Origin of the sequence: Embleya sp. NBC_00888 (assembly GCF_045207655.1) — a bacterium.
Taxonomy (GTDB): Bacteria; Actinomycetota; Actinomycetes; order Streptomycetales; family Streptomycetaceae; genus Embleya.
This window is the reverse complement of the sequence record NZ_CP108784.1, coordinates 4,521,543-4,546,572: the sequence shown is the minus strand read 5'-3', so window position 1 is coordinate 4,546,572 and position 25,030 is coordinate 4,521,543. Positions and strand designations below refer to the sequence as shown.

The 25,030-nt window shown below is 71.0% G+C and carries 27 protein-coding genes, 1 pseudogene and 1 riboswitch; of the genes and pseudogenes, 12 read left to right on the top strand and 16 right to left on the bottom strand.

All coding sequences use genetic code 11. From position 1 onward, the window contains the following. Positions 1 to 28: 28 nt before the first annotated feature. Positions 29 to 448, bottom strand: coding sequence for a VapC toxin family PIN domain ribonuclease (locus tag OG948_RS19045; protein ID WP_406297682.1), 420 nt, complete (start codon positions 446 to 448; stop codon positions 29 to 31). Then, the gene (locus OG948_RS19040; RefSeq protein WP_406297681.1) at positions 445 to 666 is read right to left on the bottom strand and encodes a type II toxin-antitoxin system VapB family antitoxin; all 222 of its coding nucleotides are present in this window, start codon (positions 664 to 666) and stop codon (positions 445 to 447) included. The genes OG948_RS19045 and OG948_RS19040 overlap by 4 nt, the downstream gene beginning before the upstream one ends. A gap of 137 nt (positions 667 to 803) precedes the next feature. On the opposite strand from OG948_RS19040, the gene OG948_RS19035 reads away from it, so the two are divergent. The 4 genes from OG948_RS19035 to OG948_RS19020 are packed head-to-tail and all read left to right on the top strand — an operon-like array spanning position 804 to position 4,247. Beyond that, the gene (locus tag OG948_RS19035) at positions 804 to 1,724 is read left to right on the top strand and encodes an ABC transporter ATP-binding protein (protein WP_406297680.1); all 921 of its coding nucleotides are present in this window, start codon (positions 804 to 806) and stop codon (positions 1,722 to 1,724) included. After that, the gene (locus OG948_RS19030; protein ID WP_406297679.1) at positions 1,721 to 2,440 is read left to right on the top strand and encodes an ABC transporter permease; all 720 of its coding nucleotides are present in this window, start codon (positions 1,721 to 1,723) and stop codon (positions 2,438 to 2,440) included. Before OG948_RS19035 ends, OG948_RS19030 begins: the two co-directional genes overlap by 4 nt. Before the next feature lie 59 nt (positions 2,441 to 2,499). Further along, on the top strand, positions 2,500 to 3,564 hold the full coding sequence (locus tag OG948_RS19025) for a sensor histidine kinase (protein WP_406297678.1): 1,065 nt from the start codon (positions 2,500 to 2,502) through the stop codon (positions 3,562 to 3,564). Beyond that, positions 3,561 to 4,247 carry a response regulator gene (locus OG948_RS19020; RefSeq protein WP_406297677.1) on the top strand — a complete coding sequence of 229 codons (687 nt, stop codon included), beginning with the start codon at positions 3,561 to 3,563 and terminating at the stop codon, positions 4,245 to 4,247. Before OG948_RS19025 ends, OG948_RS19020 begins: the two co-directional genes overlap by 4 nt. 79 nt (positions 4,248 to 4,326) lie before the next feature. Here OG948_RS19020 and thiC read toward each other — a convergent pair whose 3' ends face one another. From thiC to OG948_RS19000, 4 genes are all read right to left on the bottom strand, one after another. Then, positions 4,327 to 6,096 (bottom strand): phosphomethylpyrimidine synthase ThiC, encoded by a 1,770-nt coding sequence (gene thiC, locus OG948_RS19015; protein ID WP_406297676.1) that lies wholly within the window; start codon positions 6,094 to 6,096, stop codon positions 4,327 to 4,329. Next, a riboswitch (TPP riboswitch) is annotated at positions 6,088 to 6,196 on the bottom strand. It overlaps the preceding gene by 9 nt. A gap of 52 nt (positions 6,197 to 6,248) precedes the next feature. Further along, positions 6,249 to 6,449 (bottom strand): hypothetical protein, encoded by a 201-nt coding sequence (locus tag OG948_RS19010; RefSeq protein WP_406297675.1) that lies wholly within the window; start codon positions 6,447 to 6,449, stop codon positions 6,249 to 6,251. A gap of 147 nt (positions 6,450 to 6,596) precedes the next feature. Further along, a complete protein-coding gene (gene tenA / locus OG948_RS19005) occupies positions 6,597 to 7,262 on the bottom strand; it encodes a thiaminase II (RefSeq protein WP_406297674.1) in 666 nt (221 codons plus the stop codon). Positions 7,263 to 7,383: 121 nt separating this feature from the next. Beyond that, positions 7,384 to 7,701 (bottom strand): cupin domain-containing protein, encoded by a 318-nt coding sequence (locus OG948_RS19000; protein WP_406297673.1) that lies wholly within the window; start codon positions 7,699 to 7,701, stop codon positions 7,384 to 7,386. An 82-nt stretch (positions 7,702 to 7,783) separates the two neighbouring features. On the opposite strand from OG948_RS19000, the gene OG948_RS18995 reads away from it, so the two are divergent. The 4 genes from OG948_RS18995 (at position 7,784) to OG948_RS18980 (ending at position 10,911) form a co-directional block, all read left to right on the top strand. Continuing rightward, on the top strand, positions 7,784 to 8,161 hold the full coding sequence (locus OG948_RS18995; protein WP_406297672.1) for a phage holin family protein: 378 nt from the start codon (positions 7,784 to 7,786) through the stop codon (positions 8,159 to 8,161). Between the two features lie 94 nt (positions 8,162 to 8,255). Further along, a complete protein-coding gene (locus OG948_RS18990) occupies positions 8,256 to 9,377 on the top strand; it encodes a cystathionine gamma-lyase (RefSeq protein WP_406297671.1) in 1,122 nt (373 codons plus the stop codon). A gap of 74 nt (positions 9,378 to 9,451) precedes the next feature. Beyond that, entirely contained in the window at positions 9,452 to 10,351 is a 900-nt protein-coding gene (locus OG948_RS18985; RefSeq protein WP_406297670.1) for a LysR family transcriptional regulator, read from the top strand. 98 nt (positions 10,352 to 10,449) lie between these two features. Further along, positions 10,450 to 10,911 (top strand): NUDIX domain-containing protein, encoded by a 462-nt coding sequence (locus tag OG948_RS18980; protein WP_395867830.1) that lies wholly within the window; start codon positions 10,450 to 10,452, stop codon positions 10,909 to 10,911. A 43-nt stretch (positions 10,912 to 10,954) separates the two neighbouring features. Here OG948_RS18980 and OG948_RS18975 read toward each other — a convergent pair whose 3' ends face one another. From OG948_RS18975 to OG948_RS18965, 3 genes and pseudogenes are all read right to left on the bottom strand, one after another. Continuing rightward, entirely contained in the window at positions 10,955 to 11,623 is a 669-nt protein-coding gene (locus OG948_RS18975; RefSeq protein ID WP_395867828.1) for a response regulator, read from the bottom strand. Next, positions 11,620 to 12,942: a sensor histidine kinase gene (locus tag OG948_RS18970; protein WP_406297669.1), complete on the bottom strand. Its 1,323-nt coding sequence runs from the start codon at positions 12,940 to 12,942 to the stop codon at positions 11,620 to 11,622. Before OG948_RS18970 ends, OG948_RS18975 begins: the two co-directional genes overlap by 4 nt. 136 nt (positions 12,943 to 13,078) lie before the next feature. After that, a pseudogene (locus OG948_RS18965) lies at positions 13,079 to 13,369 on the bottom strand (MMPL family transporter); the annotation flags it as partial. Here OG948_RS18965 and OG948_RS18960 point away from each other — a divergent pair. Beyond that, positions 13,368 to 13,505, top strand: coding sequence for a hypothetical protein (locus OG948_RS18960; protein WP_406297668.1), 138 nt, complete (start codon positions 13,368 to 13,370; stop codon positions 13,503 to 13,505). The pseudogene OG948_RS18965 and the gene OG948_RS18960 sit on opposite strands and share 2 nt — an antisense overlap. Before the next feature lie 286 nt (positions 13,506 to 13,791). Here the strand turns inward: OG948_RS18960 and OG948_RS18955 are convergent, their stop codons facing one another. Further along, positions 13,792 to 14,031, bottom strand: coding sequence for a hypothetical protein (locus tag OG948_RS18955; RefSeq protein WP_406297667.1), 240 nt, complete (start codon positions 14,029 to 14,031; stop codon positions 13,792 to 13,794). A 136-nt stretch (positions 14,032 to 14,167) separates the two neighbouring features. Between OG948_RS18955 and OG948_RS18950 the strand changes: the two genes are divergently transcribed. After that, complete coding sequence (locus OG948_RS18950; RefSeq protein WP_406297666.1) at positions 14,168 to 15,079, top strand: ATP-binding cassette domain-containing protein; 912 nt, start codon at positions 14,168 to 14,170, stop codon at positions 15,077 to 15,079. Further along, positions 15,066 to 15,839: a hypothetical protein gene (locus OG948_RS18945; protein WP_406297665.1), complete on the top strand. Its 774-nt coding sequence runs from the start codon at positions 15,066 to 15,068 to the stop codon at positions 15,837 to 15,839. The genes OG948_RS18950 and OG948_RS18945 overlap by 14 nt, the downstream gene beginning before the upstream one ends. Before the next feature lie 62 nt (positions 15,840 to 15,901). Here OG948_RS18945 and OG948_RS18940 read toward each other — a convergent pair whose 3' ends face one another. Next, positions 15,902 to 18,544 carry a replicative DNA helicase gene (locus tag OG948_RS18940; RefSeq protein WP_406297664.1) on the bottom strand — a complete coding sequence of 881 codons (2,643 nt, stop codon included), beginning with the start codon at positions 18,542 to 18,544 and terminating at the stop codon, positions 15,902 to 15,904. Between the two features lie 588 nt (positions 18,545 to 19,132). Here OG948_RS18940 and OG948_RS18935 point away from each other — a divergent pair. Further along, positions 19,133 to 20,416: an MATE family efflux transporter gene (locus OG948_RS18935; RefSeq protein WP_406300293.1), complete on the top strand. Its 1,284-nt coding sequence runs from the start codon at positions 19,133 to 19,135 to the stop codon at positions 20,414 to 20,416. A gap of 85 nt (positions 20,417 to 20,501) precedes the next feature. Here the strand turns inward: OG948_RS18935 and OG948_RS18930 are convergent, their stop codons facing one another. From OG948_RS18930 to OG948_RS18910, 5 genes are all read right to left on the bottom strand, one after another. Then, positions 20,502 to 20,711 (bottom strand): heavy-metal-associated domain-containing protein, encoded by a 210-nt coding sequence (locus tag OG948_RS18930; RefSeq protein WP_395867818.1) that lies wholly within the window; start codon positions 20,709 to 20,711, stop codon positions 20,502 to 20,504. A 207-nt stretch (positions 20,712 to 20,918) separates the two neighbouring features. Then, entirely contained in the window at positions 20,919 to 21,884 is a 966-nt protein-coding gene (locus tag OG948_RS18925) for a hypothetical protein (RefSeq protein ID WP_406297663.1), read from the bottom strand. After that, positions 21,881 to 22,993, bottom strand: a complete 1,113-nt coding sequence (locus OG948_RS18920; protein WP_406297662.1) for a hypothetical protein — start codon at positions 22,991 to 22,993, stop codon at positions 21,881 to 21,883. Before OG948_RS18920 ends, OG948_RS18925 begins: the two co-directional genes overlap by 4 nt. After that, positions 22,990 to 23,445 carry a DUF4188 domain-containing protein gene (locus OG948_RS18915; protein ID WP_406297661.1) on the bottom strand — a complete coding sequence of 152 codons (456 nt, stop codon included), beginning with the start codon at positions 23,443 to 23,445 and terminating at the stop codon, positions 22,990 to 22,992. The genes OG948_RS18920 and OG948_RS18915 overlap by 4 nt, the downstream gene beginning before the upstream one ends. Continuing rightward, positions 23,442 to 24,986, bottom strand: a complete 1,545-nt coding sequence (locus tag OG948_RS18910) for a phenylacetate--CoA ligase family protein (RefSeq protein WP_406297660.1) — start codon at positions 24,984 to 24,986, stop codon at positions 23,442 to 23,444. The genes OG948_RS18915 and OG948_RS18910 overlap by 4 nt, the downstream gene beginning before the upstream one ends. Positions 24,987 to 25,030 lie beyond the last annotated feature (44 nt).

Sequence of the window (25,030 nt, the reverse complement as noted above, 5' to 3'; positions counted from 1 at the left end):
ACCCATGATCCCGGGCGCCCACGGCCGGCTACGCCGGAATGTCGCGGATGTTGCGTTGCAGAACGTCGGGCAGGACGCCGGCCGCGGTAACGAGGTCGTTGTCGTCGTGCAGCACGATCAGCCCGTGCTGGGCCGCGATCGCACAGACCATCAGATCCACCGCGGACAGCGCCCGAACGGCGCCTCCGGCCTGGGCCAGCCGAAACTGCGCGGACTCGATCCAGCCCCACATGTTCTTCGACAGCGGCACGTCCGGGTACAGGTCGGCGAACATCTCGCCCATCTGCTCGTACTGCGCCAGGTTGCGGGCGGAGCGGCGGAACTCGGTGCGCTGCGGGGCACAGGACCCGATGACCCGCAGGTCGATGTCCTCTCCCCACGCGTCGTTCGAGCTCGGCTCGCGCAACAGCCGCCACACGGCGGTGGAGTCCACGAGGTACCGGATCACTCCTCGCCTCGCTTCTCGGCGTCGTGGAGTCGCTGCCACCCGTCGTAGTCCCACTCCTGGGCGGCCTGTATGTGACGCGCCCGCCGGGCGGCCCGCTCGTGGCGCTCGGCGTACTCGCGGAGGGCGGTGTTCACCACCTCCTTCTTGGTCGCGCCGCCGGAGACCCGCAGCGCCTTCGCCAGGGCGTCGTCGTCCAGGTCGATCGTCGTGACGCTCATACCGGTCTCCTCTATATAAAGGCAACAAAGGCTTTGAATGTAGCCGGGGAACGGCCGGCCGGCTCCTCCTTCGGTGGCAGGGCGGGTTTGATCTTTTGGCTGAGGACCGGGAGACCGGGGGCGTCGATGCTCTCGGTATGACTTCGGTGCCATCACCGACCGCGGCGATCGCGGTCCACGAACTGACCAAGCGCTACGGGCGCACGACAGTGGTCGACCGGCTCTCCTTCACCGTGCGGGAGGGCGCGGTGACCGGGTTCTTCGGCCCCAACGGCGCGGGCAAGACGACCGTGTTGAAGACGATCGTCGGGCTGGCCCGGCCCACCGCCGGTCACGTGTCCTTTCGAGGCGGCCCGGTGCCCGCCGACGCCCGCGCGCTGGGTGTGCACATCGAGCCGTGCGGAGCCCATCCCGGCCGGACCGGCCGAGCCCACCTCCGAGCCCTGGCGCTGCTGGCCAGGCTGCCGGCCGGCCGGGTCGACGAGATGCTGGAGACCGTCGGGCTGGAGCAGGCCGCCGGGCGGCGGGTCGGCAAGTACTCGTTGGGCATGCGCCAACGCCTCGGTCTGGCCGCCGCGTTGCTCGGTGATCCCGAGGTGCTCGTCCTGGACGAGCCGGTCAACGGCCTGGACCCGCAGGCGATCCGCCGACTGCGCACCCTGCTCCGCGACCGGGCCGCCCGCGGTCGCACCACCCTGCTCTCCAGCCACATGCTCGGCGAGGCCGCGCAGACGGTCGACGACGTCGTCGTCATCGACAAGGGCCGGCTGATCCACACCGGCACGATCGGCGATCTCGAACAGGGTGCCCTCTCGGTACGCACCCCCGAGCCCGAGCGGCTGTCGGCACTCGTCGAGGGCGCCGGCGGACGCATCCGGCCCGCGGACACCGGCGGGTTGCGGATCGAAGGACTGACCGCCGCGGAAGTCGCCGGGTTGGCCCTGCGCGAACGCATCCCCTTGGAGGAGATCACCTCGCGGACCGCCTCCCTGGAGGACGTGTTCCTCGATCTGACCGAGGGCGGGACGCAGGCTCCGATGAAGGGCCCAAGCGCATGAGCCGGCTGTTGCGAGGCGAGTTGCTCAAGACCCTCACCACCCGCTCGATCCACGGTTTCGTGGCCGGCGGCGTCGCGTTCACCGTGCTCAACGTCGTGATCGTCGCCGTGGCGTCGGGCCGGCTGGACGAGGTGGCCGAGAAGGAGGAGGCGCTGTCCGGGCTGCCGGTCCTGTTGATGTTGTGGGGACTCGTCGGCGTGGCCGGCGAGTACCGCCACCGCACCGCCGCACCCGCGGCGCTGGTGGCCCGGCGCGACCGCGGCTTGGTCCTGCTCGCCCGGATCGGCGCCTACGCGGTGACCGGTCTGCTGATCGGGGCACTGCTGGTCGCCGTGTCCGTCGGGCTCGCCCTGCCGCTGCTCGCCGACCATCCGGGAGCCGACCTCGCCCCGGGGGAGGTCGCCTCGGTCGCGGCGGGCAACCTGGCCGCCTTCGTGCTGTCTGCGATCATGGGTGCCGCCATCGGGGCGATGGTGCGCAGCCCGGTCGTGGGGGTGGTCGTGGTGTTGCCGGTGAACTTCGCGGTGCTTCCGCTGGTCGCCGGTGTCGCCGAGTCCGCCGCCAACTACACGCCGTTCGGGGCGGCCGGTGTGCTGGCGCGGTCGACGCACCACACGACGCTGTCGGCCGGTGCCGCCGCGGTGGTCCTCGGCGCCTGGGCGGTCGCGCTGGTGATCGCGGCCGTCGCCGGCGAGCGTCGGCGTGACCTGGCGTGAACCCGGTTCTCCGGTACGTACGAGCGGCGCGCCGGTGGGTCCGAGCGCGCCGCTCGGCCGTGTTCGACGCCGTCGTCGCGGTGGTGACCACGAGCGTCGAGATCGGTGTGACCTTCGAGGACTCGACACCCGTCCCGACGCTGCCCCTCGCACTCGTCGTCCTCACCGGTGCGCTCCTGCTCGCCCGCCGGCGCGCGACCCTCACCGTGCTGGTGCTCGTCTGCTCGATCGAGGCGCTGCTCGCGGCCACCGGCGCCTACCCCGGCGGGGCGCCGACGTTGGTGGCCCTCTACACCGTCGCCGAACTGCGGAATCGGCGTGTGGCGGTGGCCGCCCTCGCGCCGACGGCGCTGGTCCTGATGTCGGCGAGCATCGTCTCGATCCCCGTCTCCGTCGTCGCGTGGGGACTGGGCACCTACGCACAGACCCGACGGCGCTACACCGAGGCCCTGGAGGAGCGCACGGCCCACCTCGAGCGCGAGCGCGAGCAGCTCTCGGTGATCGCGGCGCAGCGCGAGCGCGCGGCGATCGCCCGCGAACTGCACGACATCATCGCCCATTCGGTCACCGTGACCCTGGTGGGCGTACGCGGTGCGCGCGACGTACTGCGCACCGCGCCGGACGTGGCCGACGACACCCTGGGGCGGGTCGAGAGCAACGCCGAGCAGAGCCTGGTCGAGTTGCGCCGGATGTTGCTGCTGCTGCGCGAGCCGGACCAGGGTGTGCGGATGCGTCCGCAGCCCTCGCTGGCCCAACTGCCCGCGCTCGTCGCCTCGTACGGCGAGGCGGGGCTGCCCGCGCGCCTGGAGGTCACCGGCACGTCCCGACCGCTGGCCGGCGGCGTCGAGTTGTCGGTCTACCGCATCGTCGAGGAGGCACTGACCAACGTGCTCAAGCACGCCCGACCCACACACGTCGCGGTGACCCTCGACTTCGACCGCACCCATCTGCGGGTCGCGGTCGTCAACGACGGCGAGCGGGTGTCCGAACCCTCGACCGGCGGCCACGGCATCGTCGGCATGCGCGAGCGCATCGGCGTCCTCGGCGGCGAACTGGAGGCCCGGCCCGGCGCGGACGGCGGGTTCGAGGTCGCGGCCCGACTGCCGCTGGGGGATCCCGCATGAGCATCCGCCTGCTCATCGTCGACGACCAGGAGCTGATCAGGACCGGCCTTCGCCTGTTCCTGCAGACGCAGGACGACCTCGTCGTGGTCGGCGAGGCCGAGGACGGCGACGAGGCGATCGAACTGGCGGGCGCCCTACGTCCGGACGTGGTGCTCATGGACATCCGGATGCCGCGGATGGACGGCGTCGAGGCCACCGCCCGCCTGCACGCCGCCGGCATCTCGCCGCCGCCACGCGTGCTGATCCTGACCACGTTCGACCTGGACGAGTACGTCTTCGGCGCGTTGCGCGCCGGCGCCGCGGGCTTCCTGCTCAAGGACGCCTCCCGTGCCCGCCTCGTGGAGGCCATCCACGTCGTCCACGACGGGGAGGCGTTGCTCTCGCCCTCGATCACCCGCCGCCTGATCGAGAACTTCGCCACCCGCACCGAACCGCTCCGCTCCTCGCCCGCGCTCCTGGCGGGCCTGACCCCGCGCGAACGAGAAGCCCTGTTCCTGGTCGCCCGCGGCCTGTCCAACAGCGAGATCGCCGCCCGTCTGGTGGTCACCGAGGCGACCGTGAAGAGCCATGTGGGCAGCATGTTCGCCAAACTGGGCCTGCGGGATCGCGCGCAGGCGGTCGTCTTCGCCTACGAGCACGGCGTCATCGTCGCCGGCGAGAGCGACCGGCCCGGACCGACCTGACGACGTCCCGGAAGCCGGCCCGCTCCCGGGACGTCGATCTCCCGAGAGGCCGTCCCCCGGGACGTCGTCGACGCGTGCGTCAGTCGGCCAACGGCAGATAGACGCGGTTGCCCGAGGCGGCGAACTCCCGCGACTTGGCCCGCATCCCGGCCTCGGCGTCCACCTCCGTCGCGACGGCGCCGTCGCCATGCTCCGCGCGGATGTCGTGCGAGATCCGCATCGAACAGAACTTCGGTCCGCACATCGAGCAGAAGTGGGCCGTCTTGGCCGGCTCCGCCGGGAGCGTCGCGTCGTGGTAGGCGCGCGCGGTGTCCGGATCCATCGCCAGGTCGAACTGGTCCTGCCAACGGAACTCGAAACGGGCGTCGGAGAGCGCGTCGTCCCAGGCCTGCGCACCCGGGTGCCCCTTGGCCAGGTCCGCCGCGTGCGCCGCGATCCGGTACGCGATCACGCCCGCCTTGACGTCGTCCCGGTCCGGCAGGCCCAGGTGCTCCTTCGGCGTCACGTAGCAGAGCATCGCGGTGCCCCACATGCCGATCATCGCCGCGCCGATCGCCGACGTGATGTGGTCGTAGCCGGGGGCGACGTCCGTGGTCAGCGGACCGAGTGTGTAGAACGGCGCCTCGTCGCAGATGCGTTGCTGGAGGTCGACGTTCTCCTTGATCTTGTGCATCGGCACATGGCCGGGGCCCTCGATCATCACCTGGACGTCCATCGAGCGGGAGATCCGGCCCAACTCGCCCAGCGTCTCCAACTCGGCGAACTGCGCCGCGTCGTTGGCGTCCGCGATGGAGCCCGGGCGCAGACCGTCGCCGAGCGAGTAGGTCACGTCGTACGCGCGCAGGATCTCGGTCAGCTCGGCGAAGTGCGTGTAGAGGAAGTTCTCCCGGTGGTGCGCCAGGCACCACGCGGCCATGATCGAGCCGCCGCGCGAGACGATCCCGGTCTTGCGACGGGCCGTCAGCGGCACGTAGCGCAGCAGCACGCCGGCATGCACCGTCATGTAGTCCACGCCCTGCTCGCACTGCTCGATCACGGTGTCGCGGTAGAGCTCCCAGGTGAGTTCCTCGGGCTTGCCGTTCACCTTCTCCAGCGCCTGGTACAGCGGCACCGTGCCGATCGGGACCGGCGAGTTGCGCACGATCCACTCGCGGGTGGTGTGGATGTCCTTGCCGGTGGACAGGTCCATCACCGTGTCCGCGCCCCACCGGATCGCCCACACCAGCTTGTCGGTCTCCTCCTCGATCGAGGAGGTCACCGCCGAGTTGCCGATGTTCGCGTTGACCTTGACCAGGAAGTTCTTGCCGATCACCATCGGCTCGATCTCCGGATGGTTGACGTTCGCGGGCAGCACCGCGCGACCGGCGGCGATCTCGTCCCGGACCAGCTCGGGCGTCAGGCCCTCGCGGATCGCCACGAACTCCATCTCCGGGGTGACCAGTCCGCGCCGCGCGTAGGCGAGTTGGGTCACCGCCTCGGCCCCGGACGCGCGCCTGGGTCGGGCCCCGGCGCCGGGCACCGCGAAACCGGCCGGGGTGAGCGCGCCGATCCGCCCGTCGTAGCGGACGGTGTCGCCGCGCTCCTCGATCCAGGCCTCCCGCAGCGCGGGCAGGCCGCGCCGCACGTCCACCTCGAAGGCGGGGTCGGTGTACGGGCCAGAGGTGTCGTACAGGCGAACCGTCTCGCCGTTGGTCAGATGCACCGTGCGTACCGGAACGCGCAGGTCCTCGCGCGATCCGGGGACGTAGCCGCGGTGGTGGGCGGGGGAAATCGGTCCGCTGGTGACCGTGCTCTCGGCGGCCGGGTCGGCAACCGGGACAGCGGGCAGCGAAGTGTCGTGCGAGGTCATGGAAAGGCTCCCTACGCCGGCATTACCCGGTCAGGTTCTGCGGTCGGCGCGGCCTCAGCGCCCTCTCAGCCCGGTGCCCCGAGCTCCCGTGTATCTCCGTGTGGTGCGCCCCCACCCTGGCACACCGCCGGTCGCACGACCAGCGTCGGGTTTCAGCCGAGCGGATCCCGCGGTTCGCGGCCGACCACCGCGGTACGCGCGAGCACGACCATCCCGACCGTGACGAGCAGCCCCACGACACCCTTGACGATGAGCATCAGGAAGGCCGAGAACAGCCAGATCAGCAACCAGCACAGCAGCACCAGCGCGAGCACCGGCACACCGATCCGCACCCACTGCGGCCATGTCTGCATCGTTCAACCCCCAGTCACGCGATCCCACGCGAGACGTGCTTCCGGGGACCACATTCCCCGGGAGGACACGTCGTATCCGGGCGGACCGGTTCCGACCGGGCCGATTCCGGCCGGCCGGGGCGCGTCGCGTCGCCCGGCCCGATCCGCTCAGACCGGCCAGCGCTCGCCGCGCCACGCGGCGTCCCAGAACATCCACTCGTAGCGGGCCGTGGTGGTGAAGTGTTCGATCATCCGAGCCCGCTCGGTCGCCGAGAGGTCCTCGCCGATCCGATCCACCAGATCGAGCACCGCGCGCACCGTCTGCTGGAACTCCTCGGCGCCGTAGGTGGCTATCCACCGCCCGTACAGCTCGTCGGGCGAGCCCTTGGCCAGCAGCGCGTCGCCCACGCGGGCGTAGATCCAGTAGCAGGGCAGCACCGCGGCCACACCTTCGGCGAACGAGCCGTTGTGCACCGTGGCGAGCAGGTAGCTGACGTACGCCCGGGTGCTGGGCAACACCGGCTCGGTCGCGGTCGCGTCCGCCACCGAGCTGCCGAAGTCGACCATGAAGCCCTCGTGCAACGAGCGCTCGGCGGCGATCGCACCGGCCGCGTCGCCGGCGAACTGCACGGTCGTCGCCTCGTCCGGCGCCTTGGCCGCGCACACCGCGAGCGCCTTGGCGTAGTCGCGCAGGTAGTGCGAGTCCTGCACGACGTAGTGCCGAAACGCCTCGCGCGGCAGCGTGCCGTCGGTCAGTCCGTGGATGAACGGGTGCTCGAGGATCGCCGCGTAGACGTCCTCGATCGCGGCCCAGAGCTCGTCGCGCAGCGCCATCAGGTCTACTCCCGATCGTCGGATCCCGGGATCCGAATCCCGGATCCCAAGATCAGATTGTCGTACACCGGTCCGGGCCCGCCCGTGAGTGCGCCCCTCGCGCGCGCCGCGCGCATCGCGCTCAGCCCTCCGGCGGCGAGAAGAACACCAACACGCGCAGCGGCTCGGTGATCCGGTGGAAGTGGTGCCGCACGCCGGCCGGGACGTACACGACGCTGCCGCGCGCGACGTCGGTGGACTCGTCGCCGACGGTCAGCGTGGCCCGACCGCTGATCACCACGTACGCCTCGTCCTGACCGTGCGGCTTCTGCGTATCGGTCTCGCCCGGTTCGAGGGCGTACAGGCCCATCGAGAAGTTCCGCTCGCTGAGGAACTTCAGGTACGCGCCCTGCTCGAACGCGCGCTCGGCGTCCAGATCATCGAGGCGGAAGACCTTCATGTGACCAAACTCCTTACCGACACGAACAGACTTTCTCATCATGCTCAAGCGGGAGGCATCCACCGGATGCCAGCATCAAGATATGAAAAGCCTGGTCGTCAAACTGGTTGTCAACGCACTGGCCATCTGGTTCGCAAGCTGGTTCGTACACGGAATCGATCTCGCCGACGGTGCGTCGGCCGGCAGCAAGGCCAAGACGATAGTCGTGGTCGCGCTCATCTTCGGGATCGTCAACGCCGTCATCAAACCGTTGGTGAAGCTGTTCTCACTACCACTGTTCGTGCTCACGCTCGGACTGATCACGTTCGTGATCAACGCCTTGATGTTGTGGCTGACCGAGGCGATCTCGAACAAGCTGGACCTCGATTTCCACATCGACGGCTTCTGGGCCGCACTCCTCGGCGCCCTGGTGATCAGCATCGTGAGCTGGTTCCTGAGCATGATCCTGGACCGCGACTGAGGTCCGCGGGCGCGGCCTCGGCACGGCGTCGCCCCGAGGGCACGCCGAGGGGCCGCGCAACGTTTCACGTGAAACAGGCAGCGAAGGAGTCGTGATGGCCACCGAGTGGAGCGACGGTACCCGGGCGGTCCGGGCCGGCAGTCCGGGCCACGCCCCGGGCGACCCCTTCCTGCCCGGCCCGGTCTTCGCCGGCACGTACCACCTGCCCGGCGAGGTGAACGGTCCCTACCAGTACGGGCGTTACGCGAACCCGACCTGGACCGGTCTGGAGGCGGCGATCGGCGACCTGGAGGGCGCCGCCGACACCGTCACGTTCGCGTCCGGGATGGCCGCCGTCTCGGCCGTCCTGATCGGGCTCACCGCGCCGGGCGACGTGGTCGTACTGCCGTCCGACGGCTACCCGGCCACCCGCACGCTCGGCGAGCACCTCGCCGCACGCGGGATCACCGTACGCCTGGTGTCGACCGCCGGCGTCGAACTCGAACGGGCCCTGCCCGGCGCCCGCCTGGTGTGGCTGGAGACACCGAGCAACCCGGGCCTGGACGTGTGCGACATCGAGCGGATCGCCACGCTCGCCCACGCGCGGGACACCCTGGTGGCCGTGGACAACACGCTGGCCACACCCCTGGGCCAACTCCCGCTCGCGCTCGGCGCGGACATCTCCGCGGCCAGCGGCACCAAGGCACTGACCGGGCACAGCGACCTACTGCTCGGGTACGTGGCCTGCGCGGACGCCGAACTCGCCGCCCGCGTGCGGTCCTGGCGCTCGCTCACCGGCGCGGTGCCCGGGCCGATGGAGGCCTGGTTGGCGCATCGCTCGTTGTCCACCCTCCAGTTGCGGGTGGACCGCCAGGCGGCCAACGCGCTGGCCGTCGCCGAGGCGCTGCTCGGCCGCACCGACGTCGCCGACGTTCGGCACCCCGCGCTCGCGGGCGATCCGGCCTACGATGTGGCAACCCGTCGGATGCGGCGGTTCGGCTGTGTCGTGGGCTTCACGCTCGCCGACGCGGACACCGCTCGCCGGTTCCTGGGCGCCCTCGAACTGGTCGCCGACGCCACCAGTTTCGGTGGCGTGCACAGTATGGCCGAACGTCGCGCGCGCTGGGCCGGCAACGATGTGCCGGAGGGATTCGTCAGGTTCTCGGCCGGTTGCGAGGACACCGCGGATCTCGTCGCGGACATCCAGCGCGCCCTGGACGCCGCCTCCCCGGGCTGACCTGCGACTTCGGGCAAGATCACGTGATGTCCCCGGCTCTCGGGAGTGGTCGGGGGACACGAGACGGGGGACCCGTGGACCTGACGCTGTTGCGCACTTTCCTGGCCGTACACCGCGCGGGTTCGTTCACCCGGGCCTCCGCGTCGCTCGGGCTCTCGCAGCCGGCGATAACCGCGCAGATCCGCACCCTGGAGAAGCAGGTCGGCAAGCAGTTGTTCGAGCGGCTGCCGCGCGGCGTCGCGCCCACCGGGCCCGCCGACGAACTCGCCCGCCGGCTCGCGCCGCACCTGGACGCGATCGAGGAGATCGCGGCCCGCGAGGTGCGCGGCGTGGACCCGATGCGGCGCACCGTGCACCTGGGTGGCCCGACCGAACTGACCGCGCTGCGTGTGCTGCCGTCGCTGGCCGACCTGGTCCGGCGCGGTCTGCGGTTACGGGTGACCCTGGGCCCGGGCGACGTGCTGCTCGCGGGCCTGGCGGCGGCCCGGCACGACCTGGTGATCTCCGACGTGCGGCCGCGAGCGCGCGGGATCGTGGGGACGCCGCTCACCGACGAGGAGTACGTCCTGATCGGCGCGCCGCACTGGGCCGCGCGGCTGCCGCAGAGCCGGATCCTGGCCCAGGGGCCGACCGCCCTGGAGGGGGTGCCGCTGGTCTGCGAGGCGGAGGAGCAGCCGCTGATCCGGCGCTACTGGTCGACCGTGTTCGACGCGAAGCCCACCGCCCCGGCCGCGGTGACGGTGCCCGACCTGCGTGCCGTACTGGAGTGCGTACGCGCCGGGCACGGCATCGCGGTGCTGCCGCGCTATCTGTGCGCCGAGGCGCTGGACCGGCGCGCGGTGGTCGCTCTCCTGGAGCCGGAACTGCCGCCGCTGCACACGGTCTTCCTGGCGGTGCGGGAGGGTACTTTGAGCCAACCGCACATCGCGCACCTGCACGGCGAGTTGATCGCGCGTGCCGCGCGCTGGGCGTGATCCCGAACGTGCGGCCGCGCAGGCATAAACCCCCCGTCCCGCCGGAAAGGGAGACTTCAGACGGGGGCAACGCCGCAAGAAAGCAGAGGGCACCGACGATGCGTTCAGTGGTGAAGCGGACGGCACGCGCGATCCTGCTCGACGACGAGGATCACATGGTGCTGATCAAACGCACCAAGCCGGACAGCCCCCCGTACTGGATCACCCCCGGCGGCGGCGTCGAGCCCGAGGACACCACGGTGTCCGAGGCGTTGCGGCGCGAGGTGTTCGAGGAACTCGGCGGCAAGATCGGCCGGCCGGTGCCCGCGTTCGTGGACACCGTGCCCGAGCCGGGCGGGGTCAAGGTCCAGCACTTCTTCGCCTGCCGGCTCGAATCGATGGATCCCGCGCTGCGGCACGGCCCCGAGGTGGACGAGCCGAACGGCGAGTACGACATCGTGCGGGTGCCCTTCACCCCCGCCGGGCTGGCCTCGGTGGGCCTGGTGCCGGCGAGCCTGGCGGCCTACCTGCGGGCCAACATCGAGGGCATCCACACCCTGCTCGCGGGCGACCTGGGCTAGACCGGCCCGGGTCCCGCCCCGGGAGCGCGGCGGGGCGCGGTGCTCAGCCGCGTCCCGGCCGGACCATCCCCGACTCGTAGGCGATCACCACGAGCTGCGCGCGATCGCGCGCGCCGAGCTTGACCATCGCCCGGCTGACGTGGGTCTTGGCGGTCAACGGCGAGACGAACAGATGCTCGGCGATCTCGTCGTTGCTCATCCCGGCCGCCACCAGCGAGAGCACCTCACGCTCGCGGTCGGTGAGCGCCTCCAGCCGGTCCGGCGCGGCCACCTTGGGCTCGGGCTGGGACAGGAAGCGGGCCACCAGCGCGCGGGTGGCCCCCGGCGAGAGCAGCGCGTCGCCGGTCGCCACGGTCTTGATCGCCTTGAGCAGGTCCTCGGGATCGGTGTCCTTGACCAGGAAGCCGCTGGCCCCGGCCCGCAGCGCCTCGAAGACGTACTCGTCGACCTCGAACGTGGTCAGCACCAAGACCCGTACGCCCGCGAGCTCGTCGTCGTGGACGATCCGGCGGGTGGCCTCCAGGCCGTCCATACCGGGCATCCGGATGTCCATCAGCACCACGTCCGGCCGCGTCTCCTTGGCCAGGGTGAGCGCCTCGGCGCCGTTCGCCGCCTCGCCGACCACCTCCAGCTCGGGGTCGCTGCCGACCAGCACCTTGAAGCCCGACCGGACCAGCAGTTGGTCGTCCGCGATCAGCACGCGCACCGTCATGAGGAATCTCCGTCCCGACGCGCGGTGAGCGCGCCCTTGTGGTGCGGCAGCACCGCGTGTACCGAAAAACCGCCATTGGGGCCGGGGCCCACCGCGAGCGAACCGCCGACGGCGACCGCCCGTTCCCGCATGCCGAGCAGCCCGTGTCCGGTGCCGTCGGCGCTCTTGCCCCGATCCGTCTGGGGCGTGCCCCGGCCGTCGTCGAGCACGTCGACCTCGACCGCGTGCTCGCCGTACACGACCCGCACGATCGCGGACGCGCCGTCGCCGCCGTGCTTCATCGCGTTGGTCAGCGACTCCTGGACGATCCGGTACAGCGCGAGGCCGACCGGCGCGGACGGGGTCCGGGCCTCGCCGGACTCCTCCAGGAGCACCGGCAGACCCGCGTTGCGGTAGGACGCCACCAGCGCGTCCACGTCGTCCACCCCAGGGGTCGGTTCGGTGGGCAGGTCGTTGTCGCCGTCCTGGCGCAGCACGCCGAGCGTCGTGCGCAGCTCGGCCAGCGCGTCCCGGCTGGCCACCTTGATGTGCACGAGCGCCTCCTTGGCCTGCGGCACGTCCCGGTCGATCACGTGCGCGGCCACGCCCGCCTGGATGTTGATCATCGCGATGCTGTGCGCGACCACGTCGTGCAACTCGCGGGCGATTCGCATGCGCTCGGCGGTGACCCGGCGACGGGCCTCGTCCTCGCGCTCGTGCTCGGCGCGGGCCAGTCGCGCCTGCACCTCGGCCCAGTAGGCCCGCTTGGCGCGCACCGCCTCGCCGATGGCGACCGGCAGGTACATCCAGATCCCGGAGAGGTACTTCTCCGGGGACAGGAACCCGTCCGGGGTCAGGCCTATCCGCATCCCGGTGTGCACCACCGCGACCGCCGAGGCGATCAGCACCGAGCGGCGCAGTTGCCCGTTGGCCGCCACCGTGTACAACGCGACCATGGTCGGGATCAGGATCGGGCCGTCCAGGCCGTCGGCGGCCAGGTAGAACACCTGGCCCGCCTCGGTCAGCGCCAGCACCGTGAGCGGCCACCGCAGCCGGCCGAACAGCACCAGGCAGGTGAGGCCGGCGATGCTCAGGTTGAACGCGTCGGGGTGCCCGACGTTGTGGTCCCGGGTGGAGCCGCCGACCGAGCCGCCGATCACGCACATCAACACCAGCGCGACCAGGCACACCTCGCCGACCCAGGGTCGACAGGGCAACCAGCGCGCGAAGGTCTTGGGCGCCGGCAGCAGCCAGGGCTCGACCGACTCGCTCGTACGGGGGCCCGCCGCGGACGCGGGAAGGCCCCGCACGGCGGCTCGCGCGGGGCCTTCCTTGGGCATGCGTTCTCCTCGGTCCACCGGGTCGGCGGGCCCCGGCGAATACCGGGTCCCTGTCCTCGTCGCCTCGGCCCACCGGCTTCGGCGCACGATCGGCGTGTCCGGGCCACCATGCCGCGTGCCCGATCAACGCGGTCACGGAGGGAACCAGGAACATCGACATCACGAACGCCGAGATGCAGATCCCGACCGAGACCGCGAAGCCCATCCGGGTCATCATGTCGATGCCCGCCATCATGAGCGACGCGAACGTCCCCGCCAGGATGACACCTGCGGCGGCGATCGAGGGACCCGCGTGCTCGACGGCGGGGGCGGCGACCCTCCTCGGCGCGTTGCCCTCCTTCGCCTCCTCGCGCGATCGGGCGACCATGAGGATGTTGTAGTCGGTGCCGATCGCCGGCACGAACATGTAGATCATCACCGGCAGCATGAACATCACGCCGGAGTTGCCCATCAGCGTCCGGAAGACCAGGACGGTGGCGCCGCCCGCGACGCTCTTGAGCGAGAGCGCGAACTGCTCGGCCGCGCCCTGGTCGATCGCCTGGCCGTTCCCGCTCTCGAGGTAGAGGGGCGCGGGGTCGGGATCGACCGCGACAGTGCGCGCCAAGCCGGCGCCCATCCGATCCCAAGCGGCGCCGACCATGATCGAAGGCATGCGGCGGGTCCGCCGCACCGGGAGCGGTTCGGAGCCTTCCGAGGGGGGAGGGGCTCCGGACCGGACTCCCCGCACCCGCCGCCCGCCGAGACCCGGCCACGCACGCCACCGCCCACCGGGACGGGGCGTCCGGCGGGCGGCGGTTGCAGTGGTGGTGGTGGTGGCGGCGGTGGGAGTACCGGCGCTTCGACCGGGGATCAGGCGGCGGCGTACACGACCGGCACGACGCTCTCGCGCGCGGGCGCGACCGGGCCGGGCAGGGAGCGGGTGCACCGCGCGTGGGCCCGCAACAGGGCCGGACCGGTGTAGAAGCCGGCCACCAGGAAAACCGCGCCGAGCGGCACGCACAGCAGCGCGGTCGCCGCGTCGTCCACCGGGATCATCGCGTACCAGTAGGTCCCGCCCGCGTCCACGATCGGGTCCCGGGCCCGGTCCATGGCTTGGCCCCATGGCGCAGATCCGGACGCTCGGCCGGTCCGCGCCTCTGTCGAAAGTCGTGGAGCAGCCCTGTCGAACGAGCGATGCCGCGACCCGAGGCCGGCTCCTAGCGTCGTCGAACGACGAAGGAGCACGATGATCAGACTGGAACAACTGACCAAACGCTACGGCGCGCACACCGCCGTCGACGCACTCACGCTCACCGTCGAGGGCGGACTGGTGACCGGCTTCCTCGGCCCCAACGGCGCGGGCAAGTCGACCACGATGCGGATGATCCTGGGCCTGGACCGGCCGACCTCGGGACACGCCTGGATCGACGGCCGCCCGTACGCCCGCCTGCACCGCCCGCTGCACGAGGTCGGCGCGCTGCTCGACGCCAAGGCGGTGCACCCCGGGCGGACCGCCCGAGCACACCTGCGCACGTTGGCGCGAACCCACGAGATCCCGCTCCGACGGGTGGACGAGGTCCTGGACCAGGTCGGCCTGACCGAGGTCGCGAACCGCCGCACGGGCCTGTTCTCGCTCGGCATGAGCCAACGGCTCGGCGTGGCCGGCGCACTGCTCGGCGACCCCCGGACGCTGATCCTGGACGAACCGATCAACGGCCTCGACCCGGACGGCGTGCGCTGGATCCGCGAGCTGATCCGCTCCCTCGCGGCGGAGGGGCGGGCGGTGTTCGTCTCCAGCCACCTGATGAGCGAGATGGAGCAGACCGCGGATCGGCTCGTCGTGGTGGGCCGGGGACGGCTGATCGCCGACGCGCCGATCGCCGAGGTGATCGACGCGGCCGGTGCCTCCGGGGTGCTGGTCCGCAGCCCGGACCGGGCGGGCCTGGACCGGCTGACCGAGTACCTGCTCGGAACCGGCGCCCGGGTGGTGCCGACCGACGAGGACACCCGCGGCTATGCCGGCGCCTCGATCGAGGAGGTCGGCCGGGCCGCACACGCACTCGGCGTGCCGCTGTACGAACTGAGCCACCGGCGGGCCTCGTTGGAGCAGGCATACCTCGAACTGACGGCGAAGGCGGTGGAGTATGCGGCAGGCTGAGGCGCGAACCCGGGTCCGGGAGCAGGGTCGGGGCGGGCCGCTCGCGCTGCGCTCCGCGGTGGGCTCGGAATGGATCAAGCTGTGGTCGGTGCGCTCCACGTGGTGGTCGGTCGCCGCCTCGATGTTCCTGATGACCGTGTGCGCGGGAATCATGGGCATGGACTTCGCCAACGACGTGGAGCGCGGGGAGACCAAGGACGGGCTGACCATGGCCGTGGGCGAACCCGCGACCGGCTCGGTCCTGCTCGCCCAATTCGCCGTCGTCGCACTCGCGATGGCGGTGATCACGGCCGAGTTCGCGACCGGGTCCATCCGCACCACACTGACCGCCGACCCGCGCCGGGGCAGGATGCTCTTCGCGAAGACGGCGGTGGTGGTCGCGGTGACCACACCGCTGGCCGCGCTGCTCGCGCTCGCCGGCGTGGGCATCGGCCGGTTCACGCTCGGCTCGTACGCCATCACCTCGTCCGGCGCGGTGGCCGGCGACATCGCCGCGATCACCGCCTACCTGGTGCTCACCGCGATCCTGACCGTCGGCCTGGGCGCGCTGTTGCGCAGCCCGGTGGCCACGCTGAGCGTGGTGCTCACCGTGATGCTCGCGCTCCCGATGCTGATCGCCACCGAAGCCGCCGACATCCTCCCCGGCAGCGCCGGAATGAACCTCCTCGACGGCGACGCCACCGCCGCCGCGATTCTCGCCGCCTGGGCCCTGACCGCCCAACTCGCGGGCTGGGCAGCCCTGCACCGCCGCGACATCTGACCACCGCCACACCGACCGACCCGCCCCGGGCACCCCGGGGTGGGGTCGGCCCGTCCCCCGAGTCAGCTCTGCGCCATGTCCACGAACCGCGAATAGTGCCCCTGGAACGCCACGGTGATCGTCGCCGTCGGCCCATTACGGTGCTTGGCCACAATCAGGTCCGCCTCCCCGGCCCGCGGCGACTCCTTCTCGTAGGCGTCCTCGCGGTGCAACAGGATGACCATGTCGGCATCCTGCTCGATGGAGTTGTGGATGTTGATCCCGTTGGCGACGAAGTTGTGCGTACCGAGCACGGTGGCGTCGTAGACCTCCTGCTCGCCGAGGCTCTCGATCTCCGTGACCTGGTCCCAGAACACGTCGCTGGTCGCGAGCAGTTCCAGGTCCGCGTGCTCCAGGACGCTCGCGACGGTGGCGAGCCTGGTCCTGCTCGGCGCCGCCTTGTACAGGGACGTGCCGCAGTACTTGGTACCCAGAGCCGCCTGGAAGGCGCGTGTGGACATGCGTCGGCCCTGCAGGGCCTCCTTGACGGCGTCCCACACGTCCCGGGGGACGGTGTCCAGGTTGGTGTTCGCCAGAACCCCGTCCAGCCTGGTCAGGGCCTTCGCCACACTCTCACCGCGAGCGCCGTGCACGCCCACGTCGGTCAGGAAACGACGCTGGTCCTCAACCCCGGAGATGTCCAAGGTCCAGCCCGGGCGCCCCTTCGTGTTCCCCACCCGGCGCAGCCTCGCGCGGATGTTCACCCGCAGGAGCAGAAGCTGGAGATCACGAACGAGCCGCTCACTCGTGCTCGCGTAGTAGACGCGAACCGCGCCCGCCTTCGAGACCGTCACCGAACCGTCGGTTGCCCACAGGTGTCGCAGGAACAGCCGCACTTGGTCCTCGGGCAGCCCGAAAACCTCCGGCGGCAGGAACTTCTCGTGCGATCGCTTGCCGTACAAACCGAACCGATCGAGCCATGCCGCGATCGGGTTCCGACGACCTCGGGCGAGGCGCTGAGGGGCCGGGAGGTAGACGTGCCACCAGGTCTGCTGCTGTTCACGGCGTGGAGTGATCCCGAAGTGGGCGGCCGCCTCCTCCACGGCCCCGAGGTTGGCCTCGTCGTTGCTCGTGTAGTGGATGGGCTGTCGTGGCGCCACACAACCGTCGCCGAGGAGGTGCGCCAACATGACCACTTCGGCCTCGGGCCAGGCGGCCGGATCCATGGGAGCGTCGATCCGTCGAGGCACGGCGACGCGTGCACCCACGGTCAACTCGCCGAGCGGCCTCCACCCGTAGTAGGTCTGGAAGGGGTGGTTCGCGGTCGCCTCGATCTCCCGCCCGGATGCGAGCCGCAGCCGGAAGACCTCCTTGACCCCGCTGGGGAAGACATGCGTCATGGTGCGCGGAACAAGCCTCAAGTGCTCATCCAGGGACCAGACGGGAGTGTCCCGCTCGCCTGTCGCCAACAGTTCTCCCATGGAGATCTCGGCACCGGTGTCGGCCCGCAACACCCGGGTCGCCGCCGTGACGCAACCGGACTCCCGCAGGTCGGAAACCATCGGCTTCTTGTCGGTGCGCTGTTCCGGACCACGGTTGAGCTGGGACATCGCGACCACCGGGACCTCCAGCTCCTTGGCCAGGAGCTTGAGGTTTCGCGACATCTCGGAGACCTCCTGCTGGCGGTTCTCGGCCCGCCGCGAGCCGCCCGACTGCATGAGCTGGAGATAGTCGATGATCACCAGCCGCAGGTCGTGCTTCTGCTTGAGCCGGCGACACTTGGCCCGAATCTCCATCATCGACAGGTTCGGCGAGTCGTCGATGTACATCGGCGCCGCCGTGACCTCACCCATCTTGCGCGAGAGCCGCGTCCAGTCGTCGTCCGTCATGTTCCCCGAGCGCATGTGGTGCAACGCGACCCGAGCCTCCGCCGACAGCAGACGCATCATGATCTCGTTGCGCCCCATCTCCAGCGAGAAGATCACACTCGCAAGATTGTTTTTGATCGAACATGCACGTGCAATGTCCAATCCGAGCGTTGATTTGCCCATGGCCGGACGGGCGGCGATGACGATCATCTGGCCGGAGTGGAGGCCGTTGGTGAGGGAGTCGAGGTCGGTGAAGCCGGTGGGGATGCCGGACATCTGGCCGCCGCGGGAGCTGATCGCCTCGATCTCGTCGAGCGCGCCCTCCATGATGTCGGCCAGCGGCGCGTAGTCCTCGGTGGTGCGCTGCTCGGTGACCTTGTAGACCTCGGCCTGGGCGTTGTTGACGATGTCGTCGACCTCGCCGTCGGCCGCGTAGCCCATCTGCACGATGCGCGTGCCCGCCTCGACCAGGCGGCGCAGCACCGCCTGTTCGCGCACGATGCGGGCGTAGTACTCGGCGTTGGCCGCCGTGGGCACCGACGAGATCAGGGTGTGCAGGTACGGGGCGCCGCCCACCCGGCCGATCTCGGTGCGCTTGGTCAGTTCGGCGGCGACGGTGACCGCGTCGGCCGGTTCGCCTCGGGCGTACAGGTCCAGGATCGCGTTGTAGACGAGTTCGTGGGCGGGCCGATAGAAGTCGATCGGCTTGAGGTTCTCCACGACGTCGGCGATCGCGTCCTTGGACAACATCATGCCGCCGAGGACCGATTGTTCGGCGGCGATGTCCTGGGGTGGGGTCCGCTCGAATCCTTCGCGGGCCGGCTCGGGCCTGGCCTCTTCGAACTCGGAGACGCTCATGCCCGGGGTCTCCTTTCACAAAGGCTCGCGCGAGATCGCACCGCAGTACACCGTGTCCTTCATACGCCACACGGCCGACAGTTCCGCCGCACGACGCGGCATGCGGCCCTTCACCGTACGGGTGGACCCTGGGACCGCCAAGACGGTCATACACAGGCCCTGTGGATAACTGTGGATAACCTGTGGAGAGAGGCGGGTCGAGCTGTGCACAAGCTGTGCGCAGTCGGCCGCCAACGCTTCGCAATCATGTACACAAACCCGGTCTGACCTGCGATTTCTCTATCCACCGGCTGTGTATGTGAAAAACTGTTGGGCGAATCATGCGGCTATCGCCCCACGTGTGCACCCGCGTACGCCCCGCGCTCGCCGGTAATGACCAGGAGCGCATTGTGACCCTTACCTGTGGATGACTACGGTGGACGCGTGCCGTCCACGGTCCCGTCCCCGCCCCCAGAGCCGCCCCCCGGCGAGCCGCCCGTCCCCGAGCCGCTCGGCACCGGGGAGCGCGGCACCGAGCAGTCCACCCGAGAGTCCGCGAGCCCGCCCGCGCCCGCCGACCGGACCCGGCGCCGCGCCCACGACCGCGACATATTGCGCCTGGCGATACCCGCCTTCTTCGCCCTCGTCGCCGAGCCGCTGTTCGTGCTCGTCGACTCGGCGATCGTCGGCCGTCTGGGCACACCCCAGTTGGCCGGCCTCGGCGTCGCGGGCGCGGTACTGACCACCCTGGTCAACCTGTGCGTGTTCCTCGCCTACGCGACCACCGCCGCCGTCGCCCGCCTGATCGGCGCGGGCGACCCGCGCGCCGCGATCCGCCAGGGCCTGGACGGGCTGTGGCTGGCCGCGCTGCTGGGCACCGCCCTGCTCGTGGTCGGCCTGGTCGCCGCCCCGTGGGTGGTCGCGGCGTTCGGCGCCTCGGACAGCGCGACGCCGCACGCGGTGACCTATCTGCGGATCGGCTCGCTGGGCATCCCGGCGATGCTGATCGTGCTCGCCGCCACCGGCGTGCTGCGCGGGCTCCAGGACACCCGGACCCCGCTCGTGGTCGCGGTACTCGGCTTCGGCGCCAACCTGCTGCTCAACATCGTGTTCGTGTACGGCCTGCACTGGGGCATCGCCGGATCCGCGTGGGGCACGGTGCTCGCGCAGACCGGGATGGCCCTGGTCTACCTGGTCCGCGTCGTCCGCGGCGCCCGCCGACACGGCGCGTCGCTGCGACCGGACCCCGCCGGCATACGCGCGTCCGCGAGCGCCGGCGCGCCACTGTTCGTACGCACCGTCAGCCTGCGCGCGATCCTCGTCGTGGCCACCGTGGCCGCCACCCACATGGGCGACACCTCGATCGCCACGCACCAGGTCGCCTGGCAGGTGTGGACCTTCCTCGCCTTCGCGATGGACGCCCTGGCCATCGCGGCCCAGGCGATAGTGGGCCGGGCGCTGGGCGCGGGGGACGCGACCGGGGCCCGCGCGGCGACCCGCCGGATGCTGGTGTGGGGGGTGTGGACCGGCGTGTTGTTCGCGATCGTGGTGGTCCTGGCCCGCCCGCTGTACATCCCGCTGTTCACCGCCGACCCGGCGGTGCGCGACCTGCTGGCGGGCACGCTGCTCGCGGTCGCCGCGCTCCAGCCGCTCGCCGGCGCGGTGTTCGTGCTGGACGGGGTGTTGATAGGCGCGGGCGACGGCCGCTACCTCGCGCTCACCATGCCGATCGTGCTGGCCGTCTTCTGCGCGGTGCTGGGCACCGTACTGGCCCTGGGCGGCGGCCTGATCGCGGTCTGGTGGTGGGCGATCGGCACGTTCATGCTCACCCGCCTGGTCGTGCTCGGCCGGCGCGCGCACGGCGACGCGTGGCTGGTGACGGGCAAACGCTGAGTCGGGCCCGCCCGGGCCCGATCGCGAGGGGGGTGTGCGCGACCGCGAGCCGTCCCGCCGACCGGGCCGGCGGAACGGCTCGGTCTCACGCCCCGACGACCTCGTAGCCCGCCTCCACGACGGCCGCGCGCACCGCGTCCGCGTCCACGGGCGCCTCGGAGGTCACGGTCACCAGACCGGAGGCCAACTCGACCTTGACGTCGGTCACGCCCGAGACCTCGGAGACCTCCTCGGTGACGGACGATACGCAGTGGCCGCAGGTCATCCCGCTGACGGTGAAGGTGGCGGTGCTCATGACGGTGATCCTTTCGTCGACACGAGGACCATGATCGGCCCCACGACGACGAATTTATACCCCCCTAGGGTATCCAGGCAAGTCGCCGGACCCGCCCGCCCGAGGGATTCCGACCACCCCACCCGCCCGAACTCCACCACCCGCCCGGATCACGCCCTTCCACGCGTGGCACCCCGCCCACCGGGTGGCACACCCACCCGCCCCTGCTCAGTCCGTCCGCCGCGCGGACCGCACCGGTTCCCGCACCGGCCGCCCGACCCGAAACACCGCCCACGGAACCGCCCCCACCCGATCCGCCAACTCCCCGCAGGTGCTCCCGCAGTCGATGAGCTGGCTGAGCGGATGCGTCGCGTACCCGTGCCGGGCCAGCGTCAACCAGCAGCGCAACAGCCCCCGCCCCGCTTCGAGCAGGTCCTTCGGCCCGGCGGACGCCGTCGGCGCGGTCACCACCAGCACGGTTCCGTCGTAGCGCATCACCCCCCGCGACGCCACCGCCAACGCCCGGGCCAACCCGACCCGGCGCAGCACCCGATGGGCGGCCGGACTCAGCGCCGCGCGCAACGCCCGCTCCTCGACCCGGGACAGCGCGAGTGCCGGCCCGGTCAGCCCGTCCCGCGCGTCCGGATGCCCGGCCGGCACCGGCCGCAGCCGCAACCACCGCCGCAACTCGGCGACCAGCGCCGGATCCGCGAACAACCACCGATCTGCCTCCTCCGACAACGGCGCCAGCGCCCGGGTCCCGCCGCGCCACAGCCCGGCCGACCCGGCGAACGCGTCGCCCGCCTCCGCGAACACCGCGTCCGGCAGCGCCCCCGGCTCGTACGCCCCGCGCGCGCTGCGCCGCCCCGCCAGGTCCGCCGCCGTGAACGACGTCGGATGACACTCGTACGCCCGCACGAAGCGAGCCACCGGGCCCCGCTCCGACGCGCCGGTCCACTCGACCCGCAGCGGCACGCCCAGGTCCGCCGACGCGATCAGGAACGCCTCCGTGAACGCCCCGAGCGCCAGGAACAGATCCCGCCGCGTGGGGTCGCCGATCGGCAACTCGCGCGCGGCGTCCCAGGACAGCGCGTAGCCCAGGGCGCCGCTCGGCGACACCGTCCACGGCTGGGTGTTGTGCGCGCTCGGCGCCCGCCCGGCCGCCCGCAACAGCTCCTCGAGTTGCCCGCTCACGACGCGCTCCCGGTCGATCGCACGTAGAACGTATGTCCGTGCAGCTCGCGTCCGCCGATCCGGCGATACTGCGCCGCCGAGGCCTTGTTGTCGTCCTCGACCCAGGTGCTGCGCAACGCGTGGTAGCCGCCCGCCCGCAGCGCCCGGTACTGCTCGCGCGCGAGCAGCGTCAGGTATCCGCGCCCCTGGGCCGCCGGCACGGTCCCCTTGATGATCAGCACGGCCTCCCGGCGATGGCGCCCGCGCGTGGCCAGCAGCCGTAGCTGGTTGCCCACGTGCAGATCGCCGCCGATCCGCATCAGGAACTCCGAGATGTCCGGCACCGCGAGGGTGAACGCGATCGGCTCGCCCGCCCGCTCCAGCCACAGCAGCAGCGACTCGTCCAACAGATGCGCCAAGCCGTCCGTCTGCGCCCGCAGTTCGTCGAGTTCGATCGGCGTGTAGTAGCCGAGCTGTCCGAAGCTGGCGTTCAACATCGTGTGCAGGATCGGCAGTTGCTCGGCCAGTCGACGACGCGACCCGCGCCGGATCACCAGCGACTCTGCGGCGATCCGCGCGTCGTCGAACACGTACGTCTCGCCGGGGTCGTCGGTGCGTTCGCGCAGATCCGGGCAGATCCAGGTGGAGGCGGAGAACCGCCTGGTGAAGCCGGCCCGTTCGTAGGTCTCGGGATAGCGCGCCGGATTCCACGCCGAGTCCACGAAGCCGCGCTCGGTGAACCCGGAGGTGATCACCCCGCCGGTCTGGTTCGGCAACAGCGCCACCGGTCCGAACAGGCGATCGCGACCGGCCCGCGCGGCCCGCCGCTCCATCAGGTCCACCAGGACGGCGAACACCTCGGGATCGTCGCCGAACTCGGTGAGCCCGAAGAGCTGATGCCGCCCGCGCAACTTGGCGTCGAAGCGCCCGTCGGTGTGCAGGCAGGTCCGCCCCACGACGCGCCCGGCCCGATCCCGCACCACGTACAACTCGATCCCGGCCCGCTGCCACTGCCGCACCTGACCGCGCAACACCGGTACGTAGCGGTCCTTCGGGTGCAGCCGCAGCGGGAGTTCGCAGAAGTCGCGCAGCGCGCGCCGGGACTCGACCCGCTCCACCGTCGGTATCACGACTTCGCCTTCCGGTGCACCGGCGCGCCGGTCTCCTCGTTGCCGATCGGGGTGAACTCCTCGATGTGCGCCATGCCGTCGCCCTCGGCCCGCCACTCGCCGTTGCTGTAGCCGGCCGGCTGCGCGTCGAAGAGCCGGATGAAGCCCGCCGTGCCGTTGCGGTCGTCGTGATCGGTCATCCAGCACATCAGGTCGCGGTGCGCCTTGGAACGGGCGAACCGCAACATCGCGTCCCGATCCGCGAACACCGCGACCGTGCCGAGCGTGAACGGGCCCTGCCGGTAGACCTTGTGCCAGCGGTAGCCCTCCATGCGCTTCATCGTGCGCACCATCCGCAACCACGGCCGGGCCAACGACAACAACGAGCGCAGCCCGCTGTAGTGCGTGGCTCCGATGAACAACGCCTCGCCGCGCGCCTGCGGCGGTGCCGCCGAGAAGTCGGTGGTCCTCATCGCTGCTCCCCCTCCACGAGGTAGACGTTCTTGATCTTGGTGGTGCCGCGCAGGAACGGTCCGGTGCCGAAGTCGTGGACGAGCACCCGCACATCGGCCGCCGTCGGATCCTCCGCGAGCGACTGGGCGAAGTCCCGGCTGACCCGGGCCAGATGGCGCACCACACCCTCGCGGCACACCCGGGCGAGCTTCTCCCGGTCCGCGTCGTCGAGCGAGGTCCCGTCGCGCAGTTGGAGGTTGACCACGGGCCGGCTCTCCAGATCGGCGTACTCGTCGACGGTCAGGCAGAAACCCTCCAGGTGCGCCGCCATCGGGTTGTCCCGATAGAGCCCGTACTCGACGTCCTGCGGATAGATGTTGGCGCCCATGTACGAGATCGTGCTGTCCTTGCGCCCGAACAGCAGCAACATCGGCAGCCTCATGCCCTCGACCCGCGCCGCGCGTTCCCAGCCGACCCAGGCCTGCGCGTCCGGCCGGATCATCTCCTCGACCTCGGCGAAGGTCAGCAGCCGGCCCTCGTCGCCGATGTTGTAGCGCACCTTGGGACTCATCACCGCGGTCGAGTTGATCGTGCAGATCACCTCGTCGTCGGCGTTGGTCTCCAGGTACGTCTCCAGCGGGTTGTACTGGAACACCATCGGCACCCGGCCCTCGTCCGGCCCGAGCACGCGCGCCCGCAGCCGCTCGTCGGTCAGCAGCCGCTTGCGCAGCCACACCGTCGCGTCGCTCTCGCCGGCCATCCCTATGGTCAGGTCCGAGGCGCCGTAGCCCGAGCGCACCTTGACGAACCGCTCCTCCAGGTAGTCGCGCAACGCCTCGGTCATGCCCTCGCCGCCGACGAAGCCGTACATCGCGTGCCGGCGCCAGTCGAAGCCCTCGGCGTCGAGCCGGTCGCGCAGATGCTTGAGGAACGGCGGGTACGCGGTGACCAGGTAGGTGAAGCGCGGCCCGAAGTGGCGCAGCGTGTCCACGATCTTGTCGATGTCGGGTCCGGTGTTCTTGACCATCGCCACCCGGGCCATCGCGATGCCGGTGTTGGTCCCGGTGGCCCACGCGCCCATCGAGTAGGCGTTGATCACGAACAACTTGCGTCGGGGGAACACCAGCGAGGTGTAGCCGGCCACGTTGCGGTGCACCGACTTGAGTTCGCGCCGCGAGCGCAGCCAGTTGTGCGGTGTCCCGGAGGAGCCGGAGGACTCGTCCACGACCGTCCCGGCCACCTCCAGCGTGCCCAGCCGGCACCGGGTGTCCTCGGGGTACGCCTTGACGTAGTTCTCCTTGGACGTCTCCGGGTACGACGTGAGGTCGAACCAGCGGAAACGCCAACGGTGCCGGCGCAGGAAGTCGCGGTACGCGGGCACGTCGAGCGCGGCGAACTGGCAGGTCATCCACGCGTGCCGACGGGCGAACCGCTGCATCCACGGCCGATAGTTGCGCGCGGTCCAGCGCCAGACGACGGGATGGACGCGGTAGAGCTGATACAGACCGGTCAGCGCGAAGCTGACCACACGCAGCAACCACTGTCGGATGAACCTGGCCATGACCGTCCGCCCCTTTGCCCCGCCGGACCGCCCGGCGTGTGTCT

Bases quoted from the DNA above. Each gene is read 5' to 3' on its own strand.
- OG948_RS19040 (WP_406297681.1), bottom strand. From the start codon at position 666: ATGAGCGTCACGACGATCGACCTGGACGACGACGCCCTGGCGAAGGCG.
- OG948_RS19035 (WP_406297680.1), top strand. From the start codon at position 804: ATGACTTCGGTGCCATCACCGACCGCGGCGATCGCGGTCCACGAACTG.
- OG948_RS19030 (WP_406297679.1), top strand. From the start codon at position 1,721: ATGAGCCGGCTGTTGCGAGGCGAGTTGCTCAAGACCCTCACCACCCGC.
- OG948_RS19020 (WP_406297677.1), top strand. From the start codon at position 3,561: ATGAGCATCCGCCTGCTCATCGTCGACGACCAGGAGCTGATCAGGACC.
- thiC (WP_406297676.1), bottom strand. From the start codon at position 6,096: ATGACCTCGCACGACACTTCGCTGCCCGCTGTCCCGGTTGCCGACCCG.
- OG948_RS19010 (WP_406297675.1), bottom strand. From the start codon at position 6,449: ATGCAGACATGGCCGCAGTGGGTGCGGATCGGTGTGCCGGTGCTCGCG.
- tenA (WP_406297674.1), bottom strand. From the start codon at position 7,262: ATGGCGCTGCGCGACGAGCTCTGGGCCGCGATCGAGGACGTCTACGCG.
- OG948_RS19000 (WP_406297673.1), bottom strand. From the start codon at position 7,701: ATGAAGGTCTTCCGCCTCGATGATCTGGACGCCGAGCGCGCGTTCGAG.
- OG948_RS18995 (WP_406297672.1), top strand. From the start codon at position 7,784: ATGAAAAGCCTGGTCGTCAAACTGGTTGTCAACGCACTGGCCATCTGG.
- OG948_RS18990 (WP_406297671.1), top strand. From the start codon at position 8,256: ATGGCCACCGAGTGGAGCGACGGTACCCGGGCGGTCCGGGCCGGCAGT.
- OG948_RS18980 (WP_395867830.1), top strand. From the start codon at position 10,450: ATGCGTTCAGTGGTGAAGCGGACGGCACGCGCGATCCTGCTCGACGAC.
- OG948_RS18975 (WP_395867828.1), bottom strand. From the start codon at position 11,623: ATGACGGTGCGCGTGCTGATCGCGGACGACCAACTGCTGGTCCGGTCG.
- OG948_RS18970 (WP_406297669.1), bottom strand. From the start codon at position 12,942: ATGCCCAAGGAAGGCCCCGCGCGAGCCGCCGTGCGGGGCCTTCCCGCG.
- OG948_RS18960 (WP_406297668.1), top strand. From the start codon at position 13,368: ATGAACATCACGCCGGAGTTGCCCATCAGCGTCCGGAAGACCAGGACG.
- OG948_RS18955 (WP_406297667.1), bottom strand. From the start codon at position 14,031: ATGGACCGGGCCCGGGACCCGATCGTGGACGCGGGCGGGACCTACTGG.
- OG948_RS18950 (WP_406297666.1), top strand. From the start codon at position 14,168: ATGATCAGACTGGAACAACTGACCAAACGCTACGGCGCGCACACCGCC.
- OG948_RS18945 (WP_406297665.1), top strand. From the start codon at position 15,066: ATGCGGCAGGCTGAGGCGCGAACCCGGGTCCGGGAGCAGGGTCGGGGC.
- OG948_RS18940 (WP_406297664.1), bottom strand. From the start codon at position 18,544: ATGAGCGTCTCCGAGTTCGAAGAGGCCAGGCCCGAGCCGGCCCGCGAA.
- OG948_RS18930 (WP_395867818.1), bottom strand. From the start codon at position 20,711: ATGAGCACCGCCACCTTCACCGTCAGCGGGATGACCTGCGGCCACTGC.
- OG948_RS18915 (WP_406297661.1), bottom strand. From the start codon at position 23,445: ATGAGGACCACCGACTTCTCGGCGGCACCGCCGCAGGCGCGCGGCGAG.
- OG948_RS18910 (WP_406297660.1), bottom strand. From the start codon at position 24,986: ATGGCCAGGTTCATCCGACAGTGGTTGCTGCGTGTGGTCAGCTTCGCG.